General features: G+C 43.5%; 25 protein-coding genes, 2 tRNA genes, 1 rRNA gene and 1 riboswitch. Of the genes, 4 read left to right on the forward strand and 24 right to left on the reverse strand.

Going from position 1 to position 20,146, the window contains the following annotated elements; translation table 11 throughout:
- The 11 genes from ACTNB3_RS08425 to ACTNB3_RS08475 form a co-directional block, all read right to left on the reverse strand.
- A 16S ribosomal RNA gene (locus tag ACTNB3_RS08425) occupies nt 1–116 on the reverse strand; the annotation flags it as partial.
- A gap of 317 nt (nt 117–433) precedes the next feature.
- Nucleotides 434–522 (reverse strand) — tRNA-Ser (locus tag ACTNB3_RS08430).
- A gap of 230 nt (nt 523–752) precedes the next feature.
- A tRNA-Ser gene (locus ACTNB3_RS08435) sits at nt 753–838 on the reverse strand.
- Nucleotides 839–910: 72 nt separating this feature from the next.
- A complete protein-coding gene (gene ispD / locus ACTNB3_RS08440; protein WP_427806039.1) occupies nt 911–1,669 on the reverse strand; it encodes a 2-C-methyl-D-erythritol 4-phosphate cytidylyltransferase in 759 nt (252 codons plus the stop codon).
- A gap of 87 nt (nt 1,670–1,756) precedes the next feature.
- Nucleotides 1,757–2,788 carry a tRNA (adenosine(37)-N6)-threonylcarbamoyltransferase complex transferase subunit TsaD gene (tsaD, locus tag ACTNB3_RS08445; protein ID WP_427806191.1) on the reverse strand — a complete coding sequence of 344 codons (1,032 nt, stop codon included), beginning with the start codon at nt 2,786–2,788 and terminating at the stop codon, nt 1,757–1,759.
- A 68-nt stretch (nt 2,789–2,856) separates the two neighbouring features.
- Entirely contained in the window at nt 2,857–3,765 is a 909-nt protein-coding gene (locus ACTNB3_RS08450; protein WP_427806040.1) for a ribonuclease Z, read from the reverse strand.
- Nucleotides 3,766–3,773: 8 nt separating this feature from the next.
- Nucleotides 3,774–4,013: a hypothetical protein gene (locus tag ACTNB3_RS08455; RefSeq protein WP_427806041.1), complete on the reverse strand. Its 240-nt coding sequence runs from the start codon at nt 4,011–4,013 to the stop codon at nt 3,774–3,776.
- Nucleotides 4,014–4,171: 158 nt separating this feature from the next.
- A complete protein-coding gene (gene rimI, locus ACTNB3_RS08460) occupies nt 4,172–4,651 on the reverse strand; it encodes a ribosomal protein S18-alanine N-acetyltransferase (protein WP_441025071.1) in 480 nt (159 codons plus the stop codon).
- Nucleotides 4,651–5,406: a tRNA (adenosine(37)-N6)-threonylcarbamoyltransferase complex dimerization subunit type 1 TsaB gene (gene tsaB / locus ACTNB3_RS08465; RefSeq protein ID WP_427806192.1), complete on the reverse strand. Its 756-nt coding sequence runs from the start codon at nt 5,404–5,406 to the stop codon at nt 4,651–4,653. Before tsaB ends, rimI begins: the two co-directional genes overlap by 1 nt.
- A 15-nt stretch (nt 5,407–5,421) precedes the next feature.
- On the reverse strand, nt 5,422–5,847 hold the full coding sequence (tsaE, locus tag ACTNB3_RS08470; protein WP_427806043.1) for a tRNA (adenosine(37)-N6)-threonylcarbamoyltransferase complex ATPase subunit type 1 TsaE: 426 nt from the start codon (nt 5,845–5,847) through the stop codon (nt 5,422–5,424).
- Nucleotides 5,848–5,874: 27 nt separating this feature from the next.
- Nucleotides 5,875–6,387, reverse strand: a complete 513-nt coding sequence (locus ACTNB3_RS08475) for a YcxB family protein (RefSeq protein WP_427819998.1) — start codon at nt 6,385–6,387, stop codon at nt 5,875–5,877.
- A gap of 233 nt (nt 6,388–6,620) precedes the next feature.
- On the opposite strand from ACTNB3_RS08475, the gene ACTNB3_RS08480 reads away from it, so the two are divergent.
- A complete protein-coding gene (locus ACTNB3_RS08480) occupies nt 6,621–6,941 on the forward strand; it encodes a hypothetical protein (protein ID WP_427806045.1) in 321 nt (106 codons plus the stop codon).
- A gap of 4 nt (nt 6,942–6,945) precedes the next feature.
- On the opposite strand, the gene ACTNB3_RS08485 is transcribed toward ACTNB3_RS08480, so the two are convergent.
- Nucleotides 6,946–7,584 carry an ECF transporter S component gene (locus ACTNB3_RS08485; RefSeq protein WP_441025073.1) on the reverse strand — a complete coding sequence of 213 codons (639 nt, stop codon included), beginning with the start codon at nt 7,582–7,584 and terminating at the stop codon, nt 6,946–6,948.
- Nucleotides 7,585–7,737: 153 nt separating this feature from the next.
- Nucleotides 7,738–7,865: riboswitch (FMN riboswitch) on the reverse strand.
- 179 nt (nt 7,866–8,044) lie between these two features.
- On the opposite strand from ACTNB3_RS08485, the gene ACTNB3_RS08490 reads away from it, so the two are divergent.
- Entirely contained in the window at nt 8,045–9,070 is a 1,026-nt protein-coding gene (locus ACTNB3_RS08490) for a helix-turn-helix domain-containing protein (protein ID WP_427819999.1), read from the forward strand.
- A gap of 92 nt (nt 9,071–9,162) precedes the next feature.
- A complete protein-coding gene (locus ACTNB3_RS08495; protein ID WP_427806048.1) occupies nt 9,163–9,534 on the forward strand; it encodes a zinc ribbon domain-containing protein in 372 nt (123 codons plus the stop codon).
- A 44-nt stretch (nt 9,535–9,578) separates the two neighbouring features.
- Here the strand turns inward: ACTNB3_RS08495 and ACTNB3_RS08500 are convergent, their stop codons facing one another.
- The 11 genes from ACTNB3_RS08500 to ACTNB3_RS08550 all read right to left on the reverse strand — a co-directional run bounded on the left by ACTNB3_RS08500 (nt 9,579) and on the right by ACTNB3_RS08550 (nt 17,432).
- On the reverse strand, nt 9,579–9,683 hold the full coding sequence (locus tag ACTNB3_RS08500) for a hypothetical protein (protein WP_441025075.1): 105 nt from the start codon (nt 9,681–9,683) through the stop codon (nt 9,579–9,581).
- A complete protein-coding gene (locus ACTNB3_RS08505) occupies nt 9,674–9,823 on the reverse strand; it encodes a hypothetical protein (protein ID WP_441025077.1) in 150 nt (49 codons plus the stop codon). The genes ACTNB3_RS08500 and ACTNB3_RS08505 overlap by 10 nt, the downstream gene beginning before the upstream one ends.
- A 6-nt stretch (nt 9,824–9,829) precedes the next feature.
- Entirely contained in the window at nt 9,830–10,705 is an 876-nt protein-coding gene (gene pdxS / locus ACTNB3_RS08510) for a pyridoxal 5'-phosphate synthase lyase subunit PdxS (protein ID WP_441025078.1), read from the reverse strand.
- A gap of 139 nt (nt 10,706–10,844) precedes the next feature.
- Entirely contained in the window at nt 10,845–11,834 is a 990-nt protein-coding gene (locus tag ACTNB3_RS08515) for an HD domain-containing protein (protein ID WP_441025079.1), read from the reverse strand.
- Nucleotides 11,835–11,836: 2 nt separating this feature from the next.
- Nucleotides 11,837–12,364 (reverse strand): hypothetical protein, encoded by a 528-nt coding sequence (locus ACTNB3_RS08520; RefSeq protein ID WP_427806193.1) that lies wholly within the window; start codon nt 12,362–12,364, stop codon nt 11,837–11,839.
- Nucleotides 12,355–13,113, reverse strand: a complete 759-nt coding sequence (locus tag ACTNB3_RS08525; protein ID WP_441025080.1) for a J domain-containing protein — start codon at nt 13,111–13,113, stop codon at nt 12,355–12,357. The genes ACTNB3_RS08520 and ACTNB3_RS08525 overlap by 10 nt, the downstream gene beginning before the upstream one ends.
- On the reverse strand, nt 13,110–13,946 hold the full coding sequence (locus ACTNB3_RS08530; protein WP_427806053.1) for a DUF5685 family protein: 837 nt from the start codon (nt 13,944–13,946) through the stop codon (nt 13,110–13,112). The genes ACTNB3_RS08525 and ACTNB3_RS08530 overlap by 4 nt, the downstream gene beginning before the upstream one ends.
- 61 nt (nt 13,947–14,007) lie before the next feature.
- Nucleotides 14,008–14,412, reverse strand: coding sequence for a C-GCAxxG-C-C family protein (locus tag ACTNB3_RS08535; protein ID WP_427806054.1), 405 nt, complete (start codon nt 14,410–14,412; stop codon nt 14,008–14,010).
- An 18-nt stretch (nt 14,413–14,430) separates the two neighbouring features.
- Nucleotides 14,431–16,587 (reverse strand): Tex family protein, encoded by a 2,157-nt coding sequence (locus ACTNB3_RS08540; protein WP_441025082.1) that lies wholly within the window; start codon nt 16,585–16,587, stop codon nt 14,431–14,433.
- 169 nt (nt 16,588–16,756) lie between these two features.
- Nucleotides 16,757–16,891: a hypothetical protein gene (locus tag ACTNB3_RS08545; RefSeq protein ID WP_441025084.1), complete on the reverse strand. Its 135-nt coding sequence runs from the start codon at nt 16,889–16,891 to the stop codon at nt 16,757–16,759.
- Between the two features lie 58 nt (nt 16,892–16,949).
- Complete coding sequence (locus ACTNB3_RS08550) at nt 16,950–17,432, reverse strand: DUF4143 domain-containing protein (RefSeq protein ID WP_441025086.1); 483 nt, start codon at nt 17,430–17,432, stop codon at nt 16,950–16,952.
- A 106-nt stretch (nt 17,433–17,538) separates the two neighbouring features.
- On the opposite strand from ACTNB3_RS08550, the gene ACTNB3_RS08555 reads away from it, so the two are divergent.
- Nucleotides 17,539–18,144 (forward strand): TetR/AcrR family transcriptional regulator, encoded by a 606-nt coding sequence (locus ACTNB3_RS08555; protein WP_427806057.1) that lies wholly within the window; start codon nt 17,539–17,541, stop codon nt 18,142–18,144.
- A 97-nt stretch (nt 18,145–18,241) separates the two neighbouring features.
- Here ACTNB3_RS08555 and glpK read toward each other — a convergent pair whose 3' ends face one another.
- Nucleotides 18,242–19,735, reverse strand: coding sequence for a glycerol kinase GlpK (gene glpK, locus ACTNB3_RS08560; protein WP_441025087.1), 1,494 nt, complete (start codon nt 19,733–19,735; stop codon nt 18,242–18,244).
- Between the last annotated feature and the right edge of the window lie 411 nt (nt 19,736–20,146).

The following is a 20,146-nucleotide window of genomic DNA, read 5'->3' on the forward strand; positions in this document are numbered from 1 at the left end:
CCACTCAGTCACTATTACCATCATCCGAAGAATCGAGTAAAAGTGCTTCGTTCGACTTGCATGTGTTAGGCACGCCGCCAGCGTTCATCCTGAGCCAGGATCAAACTCTCGTTATAAAGTGTTTGTATCCAGTCCAGAATCGCTTGGCAATTCTGTTCCTTCTTACTGTTTTTAGGTTTGTTAAATCTGTCGATTCAACCGTTCTTGAAAAATCTCTTAAAGAATTTTCAGGGTTGTTGTCTATTGTTTAGTTATCAATGTTCTTTGTGTTTTGCTTGTCTCTTGCGAGTCAGCTTTTGTATAATACCATGTGTGTCGTTTAATGTCAAGTATATTTTTCAACTTTTTTTACATTTTTTTGACTTGATTTTTACATACACAATATATGTAAATATATCCTTCACATTTCACATCATACAGCTTTACAAGCGAACGGAGAAAGAGGGATTTGAACCCTCGCGCCGCTATTAACGACCTACTCCCTTTCCAGGGGAGCCCCTTCAGCCTCTTGGGTATTTCTCCAAAACGTCCGAGAAATAATATACACGAACTCAGCAATTTTGTCCAGTATTTTTTTTCATTTTTTAATTATTCTACATCTCTCGATTTGCTTCGCAATTTTCTGTCTATTCACTATTCTATTAATATCATTGCACTTTTTCCAAAAGGGTACAAAGTAATTTGCATTCAATTATCATTTTAAGAATGTAAAAAGCACATCCATCCTTTAGATAAATGTGCTTTTCTCTCAACGCAGAGGGTGGGATTCGAACCCACGCGCCCTCTCGGACAAACGGTTTTCAAGACCGCCTCGTTATGACCACTTCGATACCTCTGCATCTATTAAATTGTTTCGCTGTATCAGCGACAATTGGAATTATAGCATAACTGCTTCTTTAATGTCAATAACTTATTTCAAATTTTTTAATTTATTTTTTCGATTAATGAAAGCTTCTGCCACAGGCAGATCCTCCGGCGTTGTAATCTTTATATTCTCATACGATCCCTCAATCAATTTAACCGGAATTCCAAGCATTTGTTCAACCACCATTGCATCGTCGGTGACTTGAATACATTCCTTTTTCATCAATCGAAAATATGCTTCTTTGATCAATGGAGCTTCAAACACCTGTGGTGTCTGTACCAGCCAAAGCGTTTTTCTGTCAGGAGTCTCTTTTGCAAATCCGTCTGCATCCACCACTTTTATTGTGTCCTTAGACGGCATTCCCGCCACACACGCCCTATGTTTACGCACTGCCTCATATGTTCTCTCAATAATTCCTTCATCCACAAACGGGCGCGCACCATCATGAATGAATACATATCCATCCCGATTAGGTACTTTCATTTCTTCCCTGTCCATAGCAAGCAGTGCACGATATACCGATTCATATCGCTCTTTTCCACCGATAGTAATCAAGTCCACTTTGTCAAAGTTATATTTTTCCACAATCTCTTTCCGGCAATATTCAGTCTGTCCTTCACCGACAACCACAATAACGTCATCGATGATTTCAGATTCTTCGAAAGCAGCGAGTGAATAATAAAGCACAGGCTTTCCCGCAATCTCCAGATATTGTTTCTGAACTTTTGTCCCCATACGGCTACCCTGTCCTGCCGCCAGGACGATCGCTGTACAGCGTTTTTTTGTATTGTGTTCCTGTTCCATGCCAGCTCCTTCTCATTATTTGCTTCCTAGCACACCGAATAATATGAAACAATCATATTTCCATATATCTTTTTCGTTCAAAAAGCCTTATCTTTCTCCAAGTCTCAGATTAGGAACTGCATTCAGATCCCATCCGTGCCTGGTTCCTGCGAGATATTCATAATATGCTGCAGCTCCAATCATAGCCGCATTGTCCGTACACAGAATCGGAGATGGGTAATAGAATTCAATTCCATTTTCTTCACATGCCCGCTTCATTGCCGTGCGCAGAGTGCTGTTCGAAGCCACTCCTCCCGCAATCGCCAGTTTATTTAATCCATATTCTTTTACCGCATGCATAGCATTTCCCACGAGCACATCAGTAACTGCTTTCTGGAAAGACGCCGCAATATCAGCACGGTTGTATTCAATTCCTTTCATCTGACATCCATTTATATAATTAAGTACAGAAGACTTCACCCCGCTGAAACTGAAATCATACGGCGAATCTTCGATATGTGCTCTTGGAAATGGAATCGCATCCGGATTTCCTTCTCTCGAAAGCTTATCAATCTTCGGGCCTCCCGGATATCCCAGGCCAATCGCTCTTGCCACTTTATCAAAAGCCTCCCCTGCAGCATCGTCTCTCGTCCGTCCGAGGATTTCATAGGTACCATAGTCTTTTACACAAACAAGATGCGTATGCCCTCCAGAAACCACCAGGCATAAAAAGGGTGGTTCCAGTTCTTTATTCTCTATATAGTTTGCAGAAATATGCCCTTCGATGTGATGTACTCCTATCAAAGGCAGTTTTTTCGCATATGCGATCGCTTTTGCTTCTGCGACACCGACAAGAAGCGCCCCGACGAGTCCCGGACCGTATGTCACGCCAATTGCATCAATGTCATCCAACGTTACATTCGCCTCTGACAATGCTTCCTCTATTACCTGATTAATCTTCTCAATATGTTTTCTGGATGCGATCTCCGGTACAACTCCTCCATATAATTTATGGAGATCAATCTGGGACGAAATCACGTTCGACAGAACTTCCCTTCCGTTTTTTACGACCGCAGCTGCAGTCTCATCGCAGGAACTTTCTATTGCCAAAATCTTAATTTCTTTATTTTCTGTTTCCATCTGCTTCTCTTCTTTCTTTTCAGGTAGCCTTACACTATCCATTCATTTATCTTTTACAGCACCATTACTTATTCCGGAAAATCCAATTCCGTCGTCATTCTGTCCTTTCCGGCTATTGCACGCGGGAAAATAGTTCTCACATCATCCATATATTCTTCCGGTCTGGTAAGCGACGGACTGTAATGTGTCAGCCACATTTCTTTTACTTCAGCATCTCTTGCAATTTCCGCAGCTTCATAGAATGTCATATGTTTGTATTCCACCGCTTTCGCTGCTTTCTCCTTTTCTCCATACATGCCTTCACATATGAACAGATCTGACCCTTTTGCATGCTGTCGGATTGAATCTGTAGGACGAGTATCGGTACAATAAGTCAGTTTGATTCCCTTTCTGGGCGGTCCAAGCACCATATCGGGTGTCAGTTTCCTCCCTTCCAGCTCGAGATTCTCACCTCTCTGCAAATGTTTCCAATATTCTTTCGGAATCTCCTGTTCCATAGCCCGCTGAACATCAAACTTTCCTGCACGGTCGATTTCTATCGTATAACCATAGCAAATCACATTATGTCTGACCCGAAAAGCAGTGAGGCGGTATCCGTTGAGTTCAAAGCTCTGCTCCGGCTCTGTTATTTCAATAAACTTCAGTTCAAAAGGCAGTTCCGGTGCAATAACCCTCAGCGAATTCACCACTCTTTCGAGCCCTTTTGGCCCAATCAAAGTGAGTGGCTCTGTCCGGTCTGCATTTCCCATTGTAAGAAGAAGTCCCGGAAGGCCGCTGATATGATCACCGTGATAATGTGTAAAGCATATCACATCAATTGGTTTAAAGCTCCATCCCTTTTCTTTCATCGCAATCTGTGTGCCTTCGCCGCAATCAATTAAAAGCTGGCTTCCATTAAATCGGATCATCAAGGCCGTCAGCCAACGATATGGCAACGGCATCATTCCGCCGGTTCCCAACAAACATACATCTAACATGTTCTCTCCTATTCTATTTCTACCGGAATCGCAAAAGAGCCGACCAGCTTGTCGTAGCACGCCTCACAAAGGTCAAAACGATGCACCTCATTGTCCTTCTCAGAGAAATATCCCCATCGTTTTTCAACACTCAGTACATCCTCTTTTCCAATTCCATCTATGACTTCAATTTCTTTTTTACACATATTACAGATAATTCTGCGAATTTCTTTTTTCTTTTCATTACAAATCTCATACTGACGCATCATGTTCCTCCATAGTATCCCCTTCAAATACCGCCTGCTCATCTCGCTCGGCATATCCGGGAAGTATTCTGTATTACGCTTTCATTATATCGCCAGCATGATCGTTTTTCCATCGGAAACCACTGCATGTTTATGCTAAAAATTCCACTTGACACATTCGTTTATTCCGCAAGTTTTGAAATCAGCACATCCCTGCTCATAAGGATCGCATCTTCCGGTGCCGTTCCTCCATAATAATTCCTGCGTATCCCATCCACCTGAAAATGATTTTTTTCATAAAAGCGAATTGCTGTCCGGTTGCTCTTTCTGACATCCAGCAGAATTCTTCCCAGTCCTTTTCTTCGGCAGATATCCATCATATTTTCAAACAGGTTCTGGCCAATCCCTCTGCATCTGGCATCTTCCGCAACTGCAATTCGTGCGACTTCACATTCATCCAGAACAAAATAACAAATGAAATACCCCAAAACGATATCACAGCACTTTGCCGCAACACAAAAAGTATGATCCTGTTGCAAAGTATTTTTTATCTCTTTTTCACTCCAGGGATCTGGGAATACAGCATATTCCAACTGGGCAATCCGGTATATTTCGTCTGTATCCGATGCTGAAAGTTCTTTAAAAGTCCATTCATCAGCCATTAGCAGTTACTCTCCGTGTTCTTTTTCGCCAGTTCACGTTCCGCTCTTTCGCGCTCTGCCTGCGAAAGTCTCAAATAATCAGGCTTATGCTCTGCCGCCGTCTCCACCCTGCCCGTTCGATAATAATCCATTGCCAGTGTTCCAAGCGCTGCCGCCCTTTGCTGATTCATATGAGCAGGCGCAAAAGAAATTTTATAATTAACAAGCAACTCATTCTGTAATCTTTCACGATGAACAGGGACCCCGTCTCCGAGGAAAATGATTCCCCTGTCATTTGGAAATCTGCACAGTCTCTCTGCCAGTTCTTCAATTCCCACAGCCATCTGAGGCTCTATTATGTTCAGTTTTTCATCTTCGAATTCATAAATTCCGGTATACACCTGATTTCTTCTTGCATCCATGATCGGGCATACAATCTGATCTGTATAACACAGGTTGTATGCAAGTGCATCTACTGTCGGCACATGAATCAGGGGCTTTTCAAGCGCAAGCCCCAGCCCTTTTGCAGTTGCCGAGCCTATTCTAAGTCCGGTAAATGAACCCGGTCCTCCTGCCACAGCAATCGCGTCAACCGAACCAAGCTCCAGCTCTGTCATGCGCACAATCTCATCCAACATCGGCAAAAGCGTCTGTGAATGTGTCTTTTTATAATTGATCGTATACTCCGCAACCGTTTTCCCGACTGCCTTTTCGTCTTGTTCCACCACTGCTACCGTTGCAACAAGCCCGGAACTGTCAATCGCCAATATCCGCATCATTCAACCTCTTTTCTATCGTTCTTCCACCGTAATCCTGCGGAATTCAAATCCATTTTTCAAATCCTTCTCAATGATGATCTCTGTCCGTTTCTCAGGCAGAATCTCTTCAATCAAATTTGCCCATTCAATCAGGCTCACTCCATCACCATATATATAATCGTCAAAACCAATCTCATCCATCTCCTCAACATCACCGATGCGATATACATCGAAATGATAAAACGGAAGACGCCCCTCTTCGTATACCTGTACAATGGTAAATGTAGGACTGCTGACAGGCTCTTTGATTCCAAGCCCTTTTGCCATCCCCTGAGTAAAAACCGTTTTCCCGACACCCAGATCTCCGATCAATGTATATACCTGACCGGCTCTGGCTTCTTTCCCTATCTTCTCACCGAGCAAAAAAGTCTCCTTTGCACTTCTAGTCTCTATTACCATACTGCTTCTCTCCGTTTCAATCTGTTGTTAATCCGCGCTGACATGACGTATTTTCACTTTTCTTGGAGACATATGCGTGGAGATCATCTTCACAGCTGCCGCATACTGTTCGCCCAATGCTTCTTTTGGAAAAATCAGCGCTCTCACTTTCGTGACATATAAAATAATAGATGTATCTGTTGAAACTGCTTTCTGAAAATTCCCCCATTCGTTCAGCGTACTTTGATCTTCCTGAGAAATCTGAACGCCCTCTTCCGTCAATTCATAAGTGATCGGCTTCTGGAACATGGGTGATTTTTTAACCTGTTCGGAAGATTTTGCCTTCATATTCAGCGGCGTTCCCACTAAGAAGAATATCGCAATCAAGAAAAATGTAGCTGCCGCCGGATACACCCCGTTCATCGTCTGTCGGATTCCCAGATACAGCGTAATCCCTCCCAGAATCACTCCCATTATTCCATTCAGACTCGTATACGTAGTATGAAGCATAAAATCATACATCGCTTTTTCCGTCATTTTCACATCAAATTTAACCGTCATCTCACTACCTCCCGACGTTTTATCCTGTTTTCCGTCTGCGTTATTCCGATTATAACACACTGACTTTTCCGAAACAATCCCAATTCCTTCAAAAAGGCACAAGTTGGTTCCAACTTCTTCGTCGCTCACAGCATTATGGACATTTTCAAAACTTTATTCTATACTGTCATTAATCGCACAAATATTTCTATTTCAAATTACATATTTTACAGCAAAAACACATGGAGGCAATTATGGAATTATTATTAAGCAACCAGACAGAATGTCAGCGCGTGGAAGTATATAACGAATATCTTCGGAAGATTCCGGAATTACTTAAACAGTTGGATACAGTCGAGAAAATGTATCAGAAGGCGCTTTTAGAAGAGGAAATGCTGAAAGGGAAGGAGGAAAACAACCACAGTGTAATCCTGTATCATGAACGTCTGGAACGCATCAAAAAGCAGTGTGAAGAGCGCTCAGCCGATATCCGCCAGCAATGCCGGCTTATTTTTGAACTGAAAGATCAAATCGAAAAAGAAAGCAGTGCACTTAAGGCACTGCTTCCACACTAAACTTTTATTCCCGTCCCATTTTCAGAATCGGACTAATCTTTTTATAAATCAGAAATACGATCAGCGATACCAGAACACCCTTCAGCAAATTGAATGGTGCGACTGCAAACACAACGAACGTAAAAAGACTCGTAATATTTGCATTTACCGCAGTTCCCATTCCCACCAGTGCATCGATCGGCATATTAAACGCCTTCGCATAGGTCGGAATCAGGACATACGCATTTAAAAAACATCCGGCAAACGTCATAAACAAGGTTCCAGTCAGCATTCCGATGATTGCACCTGTTCTTGTATGGAATTTGCGGTAAATATAGGAAGCCGGAAGGCAGAATGCACATCCAATCAGGAAATTGGCAAGTTCGCCTACTCCTGCGGTTGTCGATCCATTGATCAGGAAGTTAAGCAAAATCTTCACCAACTCAATCAGCACACCGGCAACCGGCCCCATAGTAAAGGCTCCGATCAATACCGGAACTTCGCTGAAATCGATTTCATAAAAACTTGGCGCAAACGGAAGCGGGATTTCGAACAGCATCAAAACAACTGCGATTGCTCCAAGCATACCGATCTGTGCGATCATTTTTACATTTACTTTTGTTTTCTTACCATTTTTTGTGTTTGTCATTGCATCTGTACTCATGTTTTTCTCTCCTTTTCTTAATGCAAGATTTTCGATTGAGTTAAAAAGGAGGAAAATCTTCCTGGTTAATTAGGAAATCATCGGTTTTCGTAATACAAAAGCCCCGGCTACTGCTAACCGGGGCGTACTCTTTTATCTGTATTAAAAACAGCCGATTTTCTTCTCTCATCCAGACTCTACTGTCGGTTTTGGAATTACACCAAATCAGCCGCTCTCATTTTCGATCGCGGGTCGCGGACTATACCGCCGGTTGGGAATTGCACCCTGCCCCGAAGAAATTCCTTTTTCTTTTCGGCTATATTATAGCGCAGTGCTGCACAGAATTCAAGTTTTTTATTCATAACTGTCAATTAAGTTTTTTTCCTGATATTTAACTTATAATCAATTGTGAACCCCGCATGAATTTGTTATCCTAAAATCAAGCAAAGACCGATGCATACAAACTAAGGAGGTACCGCTTATGCAAATAGGTGAAGTGATACGTAAATACAGAAAATCCGCCGATATGACTCAGGAAGAAATGGCGAACCGTCTTGGTGTGACTGCCCCGGCAGTCAATAAATGGGAAAATGGAAATTCTTATCCGGATATCACACTTCTCGCCCCGATTGCCAGACTGCTCGGCATTTCAACAGATGAACTGCTCTCATATCGTGAAGAGCTTTCTTCCGAAGAAATACAAGAACTTGTTCGTACAGCAAACACCAAATTTCAAGAAGAAAATTATGAAGATGTTTTCCGATGGATCAAAAAAGAACTGGAACTATACCCGAATTGCGAGCAGCTGATCTGGCAGATGGCCGTCATGCTCGACGCCAACCGACTCTTGAAAGGCCTGCCGGATTCCGATGATTACGATGATTACATCTGCAGCTGCTATACACGTGTCCTGAGCAGCAAGGATGAGACTCTACGATATCATGCTGCAGACTCTTTGTTCGGATTCTACATGCGCAAAGAAGAATACGAAACTGCCGGCAAGTATTTACAGTACTTATCGGTGCAGAATCCGGAACGAAAGCGGAAACAGGCTGAAATTTATCAAAAAACAGGTCGGATTCAAGAAGCCTACAAAACTTATGAAGAATTGCTATTTGCCGAATATCAGGTGGTAAGCGGAATACTCACCGGTATGTATATGCTTGCCTTACAGGAACATGATAGTTCAAAAGCCCACCTGCTGATTGAGAAACAAAGCGGGCTGGCCAGATTATTTGAAATGGGTAAATACTATGAAATTTCATGTCGACTGGATCTGGCTGCATTTGAGAAGGATGCGAAAAACTCCGCTGAAATCATGTCACAGATGTTGGACTCGGTTGATGATATATTCTGTTTCCGCAATTCACCGCTTTATGAACATATGACGTTCAAAGAACCACAAGCCAACTTCATAGAGAAATTAAAAAATAACTTGATTTTGTGTTTTCAAGACAAAGAAACATTTAATTTTCTCGAGGAACAGACGAATTACGCCAACGAATAAACCGGCAAGAAAAAATTACCTCTTCTCTCAGTTGGTGTGCTATAATAAACAGTATATTCGCATATATTCATACTTACCGGAGGTGGAAGATTATGTTTTTTATCATGGGTGCCGGACAGGATCAGAAAGTCCTCCCATTTGACCAGATCATGCTTTGCAAATGCTGCGGGAAATTCGGCCATATTCAGATTATCATGACCTATTCTTATTTCTCATTTTTCTTTATCCCGCTTTTTAAATGGAACAGGCATTACTATGCCAAAATGAACTGCTGCGGAGCCGTCTGCGAACTTTCTCCCGAACTGGGCAAGGAAATTGCACGCGGAAATGTAACCTCGGTGAATGAAAATGATCTGATATTTTCCCCGGGGTCTTCATCCGGCAGACACTGCCCGAACTGCGGTTATCATACCAATGAAAATTTTGACTTCTGCCCCAAATGCGGAAGCCGCATGCATCCATAAAAAGTTTGGCCTTTGATGAATCTTATCTCACCAAAGGCCTATTATTATTGATTTTCACATTCTTTCAAAAACATCTCATGGATTCGATCATCCTCATCCAGTTCCGGATGAAACGAAAGGCCATACTGTTTTCCAGATTTTACAGCCACAATATTTCCGTCAACCTCTGCCAGAATTTCTGTTCCAGATCACTTTTCTGCCGCAGCTCTACACATTCGGCTCCCAACGATTCCAGTTTTTTTCTATGCTCTATAAATGCTCCCTGCACAGCAAGTATCCCGATCTTCATTCTACTCTACTTGCCCCTCTCTGCCATCAGAAGCTGAATTCCCTGTTCGTTAATACCTACCATGGCCTCGCCAAGGTCTTCGGAAAGTTCAGCAAACATTTTGCTGTCCTGATAGTTTGTCACTGCTTTTACGATTGCCGCTGCCCGTTTTTTCGGATCACCGGATTTGAAAATACCGGATCCTACAAATACACCTTCTGCGCCAAGCTGCATCATCAGTGCCGCATCTGCAGGAGTTGCCACACCGCCTGCCGCAAAATTCACTACCGGAAGACGACTGTTATTATGCACATATTCAATCAATTCATATGGCACTCTCAGATTCTTTGCTTCCTCAAACAACTCGTCCTCGCGCATAGAAACGACTTTGGCGATTTCGCTGTTCATCATTCTCATATGTCTTACAGCCTGAACAACATCGCCGGTTCCCGGTTCTCCTTTTGTTCGGATCATAGATGCGCCCTCGTTGATTCTTCTGAGTGCCTCTCCCAAATCTTTTGCTCCGCACACAAAAGGAACTTTGAATTTACGCTTGTCAATATGATACACATCATCTGCCGGTGACAATACTTCACTTTCGTCGATGTAATCAATCTCTATCGCTTCCAGAATCTGTGCTTCCACAAAATGTCCGATTCTGCATTTTGCCATGACAGGAATCGATACTGCTTCCTGAATTCCTTTGATCATTTTTGGATCGCTCATTCTGGAAACTCCGCCTGCCGCACGAATATCCGCCGGAATACGTTCCAGCGCCATAACAGCACATGCACCTGCCTCCTCCGCAATTCTCGCCTGCTCCGGAGTCGTTACATCCATAATCACTCCGCCTTTTAACATCTGCGCAAGCTGTTTATTCAATTCATATCGTTTTGTGTCCATTTTGATTACCTCCGTTTATCTCATAACCTATCGTATTGGTATGTATAGTATCTCAAAACTGACATGAAATGAATATACAATTTTCATTATTTTATAGAGGACAGTTTTAAAATGAATCTAAAAAGAGGATGCAGTAAATCTACATCCTCCGTTTTTTCAATATCCATTTTTGTGCTTCTACGAACATTTTATCACATGCTTCTTCATACGGAAGCCATTCCAGCACATGATCTTTTTCTATCGGCTCTGCAACTTTCTCTTCCAGCTTCCCCGAATAATAGAATTGTATCGGATGAAAATACCCGATTCTTTCATGTATCCCATATATTTCCGCCGAACCTTCATACCGCTCAATTACCACAGAATATCCCGTCTCTTCCATACATTCTCTCACAATGCAATCGATATGAGTTTCCCCTACATTTATACCTCCGCCCGGAAGAAAATATCCTTTCGGTGTCCGAATGACAGCCACCTTCCCTTCGTGCGTTGCAATCAGATAAGCCCCCGGTCGGTCATAATATACCGCACCTTCAACCGGCTCACCAAATGTTTTTTCGATAAAATGGCTTTCTCTACTGATTTTTTCCAGTGTATCTCTGTAAACTCTCTGCCGAAGCTTTTTCATATATGGGATGTCTTTTGTCTGGTCCTGCCCATAGGTAAACTGCAGATCATACTCAAGCGGGAGCCAGGTATCAATCGACGCTTCATTATGCTGAATCACCGCTTCCAGCTTATCAAGAGCCTGTACCAGCCGGGACTCCTTCGTCTCCTTTTGAAGAACTTCCCGAAAAATCCCTTCCAGCTCCTCTTTTCTCCCTTCCGAGAGCATCCCAGTGATTTCCATTAAAGACTCTTCTTCCGTTTTCTCATCCGCCTCCGTCTTAATGAATGCAGGAATATCCCCGGTCACTGCTTCTCCCAGATCATGAAAAAGACAAAGTTCCATCACACGGTTCATATCATAGTCGGGAAATTCATCCTTAACCAGCCAGGCAAAAACCATCAGCCGGTAGGTATGCTCTGCCACACTTTCGCGTCTTCCACTTGAAGTCCAGGAATGACGGGTGTTACATTTTAATTTTTCTGCCAGTGACAGAAATTCTAATAATTTGCGTTCTTCCATATTTACAGTATCTTCCTCATTCTGCTCCAGATCTGCGCCTGCGCATATTCATATGCTCTGTCATAGACAAAAAGGCCTGCCTGTCCTGCTGCCACGATTCCAAGCAACATTGCAGGGGTGACCGTTCCCGGAAAAAAAACTTCCCTGAATCCAAACACCATTGGCAAAAAGAGCAGATTGAAAATTACATATTTGGCTCCCCAGAATAAAGCAGCCCGATTCCGCTCTCCCTGCAATTGTCCTATACGCTTCCAGATCAATTCTATGGCAAGAATATAAAATCCCATGGCAGCATAAGAAATTACATACAGTTTATTTGGTGAGATCAGTATCCCAAGAAGAACACCTGCCGCATAGAATACCGCTCCGGTTCTTATATCCGTCTCCCGGATCAAAAATCCCACAAAATAAGATGCCGCCGCCAGGAGAAATAATGTATTTGTCTCAATCACGCTTCCAAGCGCGATACACACTTCGGTAAGTGCCAGTAAAAGTCCGCCAATTGCAATCTTTTTCGCATTTACATGCATGAGCAAAGGTCGCCTCCCATACATTCACATAACGTGTCCATGATCCAAAGGTCACAGCACATATTTCCGGTACCGCACGGGGTACTGTTCTGGTTTCCATATCCACCGCCATATGGATTATTCTGATAACGCTGCGAATTCCAGTTTACCTGATTCAGAAGCTGACGGTACTGCGGATTGTTCGGCTCCATATTGACAGCCTGCTCTGCATGGTTTCTGGCAAGAATATTATTTCCAACGCCTGCATTTGCCATACTACTTAAGTAGTACCACTGAGCAGTGCGGCTCGGCATTCTGTTCAATACATTCAGTGCATCCTGATATCTGCGGTTGTTGATAAAATTGTAAACTGCCTGGAATTCCACATCCTGCTGGCTCCCTGATGAACGATTCTGCTGATATCCCTGATTGCCGCCATTTCCATAGCCGTAATTATATCCATATCCCTGACCGCCATAGCTGTTATTTCCACGACTGCTGTTGTTCCTGTAGCTGCCATTGTTCCCATAGCTGCTGTTTCCATACCCATAACCGCCGTATCCGCCGTTACCACGATTCTCACGTTCACGCATAATGATGTCGTAAGCTTCCTGAACCTCTTTGAATTTCTCTTCTGCAAGGTCTGCCAACGGATTATTTACATTGGCATCCGGATGGTATTTTCTTGTCAGCTCGCGGTATGCCTTTTTTATCTCATCATCCGATGCACTCGGTGATACACCAAGCACTTCATAAGGATTCTTTGTCATAACTTAGGTTCCTCACTTTTCTTATCCTTCATTTTTTTGTAACGATTCCAGACTCCATCATATAATATATTCCGCAAAATGTCTACATCCAGCAGGCATGGAAGCATCTCAAATTCAGCAGTGCAATTTCCGATCATCATACAGAGCATCTCCCTGCATTGCTCCTCATAATCTTCTTTTTGGGAAAGTTCCTTCAGTGGATTATAACTTTTTGTCCGCATATCCTTTTCCAGGTCCTCCCAGGCATCCATAATGTAAATGAATTTTCCAAGGTAAAATCCGATTTTCCTGAGCCTGTCTTCCCACCCGTCTTTTTTATAAACGAAGAGTTCTGCCATCATTCTCCCAAAGCATCCGGAAGGTCTGTCAATCTCCATCGTTCCGCTTTTTTCGCAGCGGGAAAGATTTTTCAGTTCCCGCTGTATCGCCCTGCACTGTCTCGGATATTTGCGTACTATCTTCTTCATCTTGTGCCGAAGCGCACAGGTTCCCGCAAAACCACTCACTTTTTTTTCATCCTGCCAGTCATCCTTCAGATGATAATATGCCAGGATCATATTCATATCCGCAGCATATTCCGTAATCTCATTCTGAAGCATGAGCTGTTTCTTCGCAGGATGGACCTTGCATCGATGCATACTCCCTTTCGTTTCACACTCATACAGTGAAGTCAGTAATATAACCAGAAATGTCATATCATAGGTCAGTGTAAGCTGCCCGAGCGTCCCGTGTCTTTCTTTCAAAGAACGGCACAGGCCACAATAGTATGCTTTATATTTTCGAAAATCTTTCACCTTAAGTTCCGGCTCATAGGCCGTTACATATCCAAACATATCCGCCTTCTCCCCGTCATTTTCCTCCCCCTTGACGTTTCGCTACTCTTTACGATATGTGTTAAACTCCGAGAATATTCTCCAGAAGTTCCGCTGCATCCTGAATACATCCGTCACAGCTTCTTAAGACCTTCTTCGTCTGGATCCCCTTCAGTTCTCCACAGATCGAAGCACCGTTCTTTTCCTCAAAACCGGATACGATCTTCTTGGAAGTCTGATACGTATCCACCTTACTCTTCACCTGAGAATTGCCTTTGCTGTTCATAAGTCCCACGATTGCAACCGCACCGGAGATCGCACCGCAGGTTCCGTGCATTCCGCCCATTCCGGCTCCGAATCCTTCCATAACTTTGAACAACTGGTCCTCATCCATATCCACCTGATCACTGAATGCACACGCTACTGCCTGTGCACAATTATAACCCTTTGCGTGCAATTCCAATGCCTTTTCAGCGTATTTTCCCATAGCATCTGTCTCCTTTTTCTATTTTTGTATTCCTCTCATGGTCAATTGAATTCTCTTTTTCTGCAGATCTACACTCATGACTTTGACATCCACAATATCACCGACGCTGACTGCTTCCAGCGGATGCTTGATAAATTTGTCTGTGATCTGTGAAATGTGTACCAGACCGTCCTGATGAACTCCGATATCAACAAACACCCCAAAATCAATGACATTTCTGACCGTTCCTTTCAGGATCATTCCTTCCTTCAGGTCTTTCATCTCCAGTACGTCTGTTCTGAGAATCGGTTTCGGCATCTCGTCACGCGGGTCACGGGCCGGTTTTTCCAGTTCTTTTACAATATCTCTTAAAGTAATCTCACCGATTCCAAGCTCTTCTGCCAGTTTCTTGTAATCCCGGATCGTGAGAGAAAGGCCGGTCAGCTTTCCTGCCACAATATCTTCCGGTTTAAATCCCTGTTTTTCCAGAAGTTTTGTCGCTGCTTCATAGGACTCCGGATGTACACTGGTTCCGTCCAGCGGATTCTTGCCTCCCTGGATTCTCATGAAACCTGCACACTGCTCGAACGCCTTCGGTCCCAGTTTCGGAACTTTCAGGAGCTGCCTGCGATCCTCAAATTTTCCGTTTTCTTCGCGGTATGCCACGATATTTTTCGCAAGAGTACCGGAAATGCCGGAAATATAAGCAAGCAGCGGCGCCGATGCGGTATTCAAATCCACGCCGACCTTATTTACGCAGTCCTCCACAACTCCGGAAAGTGCCTCGCTTAATTTCTTCTGGTTCATATCATGCTGATACTGTCCCACACCGATGGATTTCGGATCGATCTTCACGAGTTCGGCAAGCGGGTCCTGAAGCCTTCTTGCAATCGAAGTCGCACTTCTTTGTCCGACATCGAATTTCGGGAACTCCTCGGTTGCCAGTTTACTTGCAGAATAAACGGATGCACCTGCTTCATTTACGATCACATACTGTACCTTCTGCGGAATTTCTTTCAGCAGCTCTACGATAAACTGCTCTGATTCCCGGGAAGCGGTTCCGTTGCCCAGTGATATCAGGCTCACATTATACTTCGGAATGATCTTTTTAAGCAAATCTTTCGCTGCCTGAATCTTCTGCGGTGTGGTCGGCGCTGTCGGATAAATAACCGTCGTACCGATTACTTTTCCGGTCGGGTCGACGACGGCCAACTTACATCCGGTACGGAACGCGGGATCCCATCCCAGAACGACCTGTCCGACAATCGGGGGCTGCATCAGAAGCTGTTCCAGATTCTTGCCAAATACGAGAATCGCACCATCTTCCGCTTTCTCCGTAAGGTCATTGCGGATCTCACGCTCAATCGCCGGCGCGATCAGTCTCTTATAACTGTCTTCCACAACTGCTTTTAATACAGGTGTGGTGTATTGGTTGTCTTTGTGAATAACCTTTTTCTCAAGATAGCGGATGATATCCTCCTCCGGCGCTTCGATCTTCACAGTCAGGAATTTTTCTTTTTCACCACGGTTTAATGCCAGCACGCGGTGCCCTGCAAGCTTTGCAACCGGCTCTGCGAAATCGTAGTACATTTCATATACAGATTCTGCCTTTTCATCCTTTGCCGCAGAGGTCAGCATTCCCTTTTTCACCGTCAGATTCCGGATATGCGTCCTGTATTCCGCCTCATCGGAAATCGATTCTGCCAGAATATCTTTCGCACCTTCAATTGCTTCCGCAGCACTTGCCACTCCTTTTTCCTCTGATATATACTCTGCTGCCGTTTCTTCCAGAGGACCTTTCGCGTTCTGCAGGGAAATATATACCGCCAGCGGCTCCAGACCTTTTTCTTTCGCGATGGTTGCACGGGTACGTCTCTTCGGACGATACGGGCGATAGAGATCATCCACCAGCACCTGTGTCTCTGCCGCCAGAATCTGTGCTTTCAGTTCCGGTGTCAGCTTACCCTGCTCTTCAATACTGGAAAGTACCTGTTCTTTCTTCTCCTCCAGATTTCTGAGATACATCAGTCTTTCATGTAATTTACGAAGCTGCTCATCATCCAGCGTACCATGCGCTTCCTTACGGTAACGTGCAATAAACGGGATCGTATTTCCTTCATCTATCAGCTTGACCGCGGCATCCACCTGCCACCTTTTTACGCCAAGTTCTTCGGTAATCTTTTGATTAATGTCCATGTAATAAATCCTCACTTTCTTTATGCCAAAGCACAGAAACACTACTGCTTATCATATCATGATGATTTCAATTTTTCAACGAATCATCTAAAAATAGCGCCGGGGCCTCTGTCCACGACGCTATTTATCACATATACACAAAATATTTTTTCTCCTTCAGTATCAGCAGTTATTTCAAAATCACTTCTTTAATCATACCATTTTTGAGCTGATATCCGACATTCTTAATACAGGTTTGCCCCATAAATGCTGCCTTTTTCCTCCCAACAAGTGCAAAAGTCGTCTTCGGATACAACAGAATCAAAAGCTGACCGTCCGCCCTTTTCTCCGCCGAATAACTGAAAATGATGCAATAATAAAAATCAAATCATCCAAATCGGAACGATATAATTATCTTTATCAACCGCCCTAAGCGCAGGCTTCATACAGATAACTGCTCCTTTTGACCTAGGTGTGGATGCTTTATCTAATAAACCAGATACTTTCGTCAGTTTTGTTCCGGGATTTGATGTTTTTTTAATTTCAATTGGGTTCAAGACCCCATCGTGTTCTAATATCACATCAATTTCTTTGGCATCCTTGTCCCGATAATAATACATAAACGGCTGTTTACCACTATTTAAATACGTCTTCATTATTTCTGACACTACATAATTTTCCAAAATCGCACCATTCATAGTTCCACTTTCCAACGTCTCTGCACTGCTCCAACGAGTCAAATAACAGACTAACCCCGTATCATAGAAATACAACTTTGGCGTTTTTACAAGTCGTTTCAGCAAATTGTCAGAGTATGGGTGAAGATAAAAAATGATTCCCAAAGTGCTGTATTTATTTTCACACATTTTAGAGTCCACTCTGTTTTCTTGCTATTTCTGAATGATTATGGTATACTCTAACATACGGAGACGGTCATTTTTGATCACGAAATAAAAAGTAAGAGGTAATGAAATGAGCGATATTGAAAAGGAACCACTATCGAAGCAACAACTGAAATCCAAAGAAACAAAAGGCAGAATTTTCCGTGCCGCAAAAACAATACTTCAAAAACAGGGCTATGAACAGTTGTCTATTAAAAATATCTGTGAAGAGGCAGGAGTTTCTAACGGAAGTTTCTACCATCATTTTAAGACGAAAGACGATTTGCTTTCATATTATATAGAAGAGCAGCCAAGCATCAATCCGGATCTTCTGGAGCCGCCTGAAGATGCAGAAGAGGCAAAAATTGCCATTATTCATGTATATCTAAATTATGCCGAATACTGCCGCGAACTCGGTGTGGAATTCATGGCCAATTATTATACCCCGAAGAATCAGGCATTGAATCCCAGTATACGCACGGAACGCCCTTATCCGATTATTACGGTGGAGCACTATCTCCAAAAAGCAATCGATGCCGGTATTGTAACGCCCACCATCCCCCTTGAGGATATTTGTACCGATATCCGTATGCTGGTCATCGGAAATGTATTTGAATGGTGTCTCCATAACGGAGATACAGATTTTGAAGGAAATATCCGGCGTTCACTGGGGCATTATCTGGATGGGATATTTTAGAAAAACGTTTTTATAAAAGACGTTATTGGGAGGCGTGCCCCATTCGGGTCACACCTCCTCCTTTCTAAGACTTTCGATTTTCCTACAGTCTCCTTCTTTATTCTTCTGCCCACACCAGCGCGCATTTCACAGCTTTCTTCCATCCCTTCACCAGTTTTTCTCTGGTTTCACCCGGCATTTCAGAAGCAAATGTTCTGGAAAGTGCCCAGTTTTCACGGATATCGTCCGTATTTTCCCAATATCCGACAGCAATTCCGGCCAGATACGCAGCGCCCAGAGCGGTTGTCTCGACGCATTCCGGCCTCAGTACATCCACGTCCAGAACATCGGACTGGAACTGCATCAGGAAATTATTCATGGAAGCGCCGCCATCCACTTTCAGGCTTGTGATCTTCACGCCGGATTCCTGTTCCATCACATCAAGAATGTCTTTTGTCTGATAAGCCATAGATTCAAGCATTGCCCGAATAAAATGTTCCTTACTGCATCCCCTTGTAACTCCGACAATGGTTCCTCTGGCATACTGATTCCAATATGGTGCTCCGATACCAGTAAACGCCGGTACAATATAGACTCCATTCGTGTCTTTTACTGACATGGCGTATTCTTCCGACTGCGCGGCATTCTTAATCATCCTCATCTCATCACGGAGCCACTGGATTCCCGCGCCGGCCACGAACACACTGCCTTCCAGCGCATACTGGACTTTTCCTTCCACACTGGCTGCTATCGTTGTAAGAAGACCGTTCCGGGAGGCTGCCGCCTTTTCCCCCGTATTCATCAGGAGGAAGCATCCGGTCCCGTATGTATTCTTCACATCTCCCGCCGTGAAACAGCATTGTCCGAAAAGTGCAGCCTGCTGATCACCTGCTGCCCCTGCGATCGGGATACTGTCTCCCAATACGCTTCCTTCTGTATATCCGTAGATATGGCTGGACGGTTTCACATCCGGGAGCATGGATTTCGGAATCCGGAAATATTCCAGTATTTTTTCATCCCAGCAAAGATCATGAATATTGAACATCATCGTCCTGGAAGCGTTGGTATAATCAGTAACATGTACAGTTCCTTTCGTCAGGTTCCAGATCAGCCAGGTATCGATCGTACCGAACAGCAGATCTCCCGCCTCTGCTTCTTCCCTTGCTCCTTCGACGTTATCCAGGATCCACGCCACCTTCGAAGCACTGAAATACGCATCCGGTATTAAGCCTGTTGTCTCATGAACATAATCAGAGAGCCCGTCTTCCACCAGTCTTTCGATCCGGTCTGCCGTCCTTCTGCACTGCCACACGATCGCGTGATATACCGGTTTTCCGGTATGCCTGTTCCATACGACCGTTGTTTCTCTCTGATTCGTGATTCCGATCGAAGCAATCTCAGTCCCCGATGCACCGATCTTGCTGATCGCTTCCGCTGCAACGGAGAGCTGCGATGCCCAGATCTCCATCGCATCATGTTCTACCCAACCGGGCTGAGGATAGATCTGCTTAAATTCTTTTTGTGCCATACTGCAGATATTGCCCTGCTTGTCAAATAAGATACAGCGCGAACTTGTGGTGCCCTGATCCAGTGCCATTACGTATTTTTTCATTACCATTCCTCCATTTATTTTTATATGGCAAAAAACCTTTCAGGCAAGCGTTCCTGAAAGGCTCTTTTAATTTTAGAAGGGAATTTTGCAATTATTGGTATTGGCTACCTCTTTGTGTCTTTATTGTATCTCGTATCAATGCAAAAATCAAATCAGTAATTTTAATATAACCCCTCTATATATAGATCATATCTATAAGCTATTTCAGCAGAAACTCTTTGCAATTTTAGAATAACACATTTTCTGTAAAAAAGATATTCTCTTGCATGCAAAAAACCTTTCAGGCAAGCGTTCCTGAAAGGTCTTTTAATTTTAGAAGGGAATTTTGCAATTATTGGTATTGGCTACCTCTTTGTGTCTCTATTGTATCTCGTATCAACGCAAAAAGCAAATCAGTTATTTTGATATATA

The sequence above is a fragment of the Bariatricus sp. HCP28S3_D3 genome, assembly GCF_052065755.1.
In the GTDB taxonomy this organism is placed as follows: Bacteria; Bacillota; Clostridia; order Lachnospirales; family Lachnospiraceae; genus Allocoprococcus.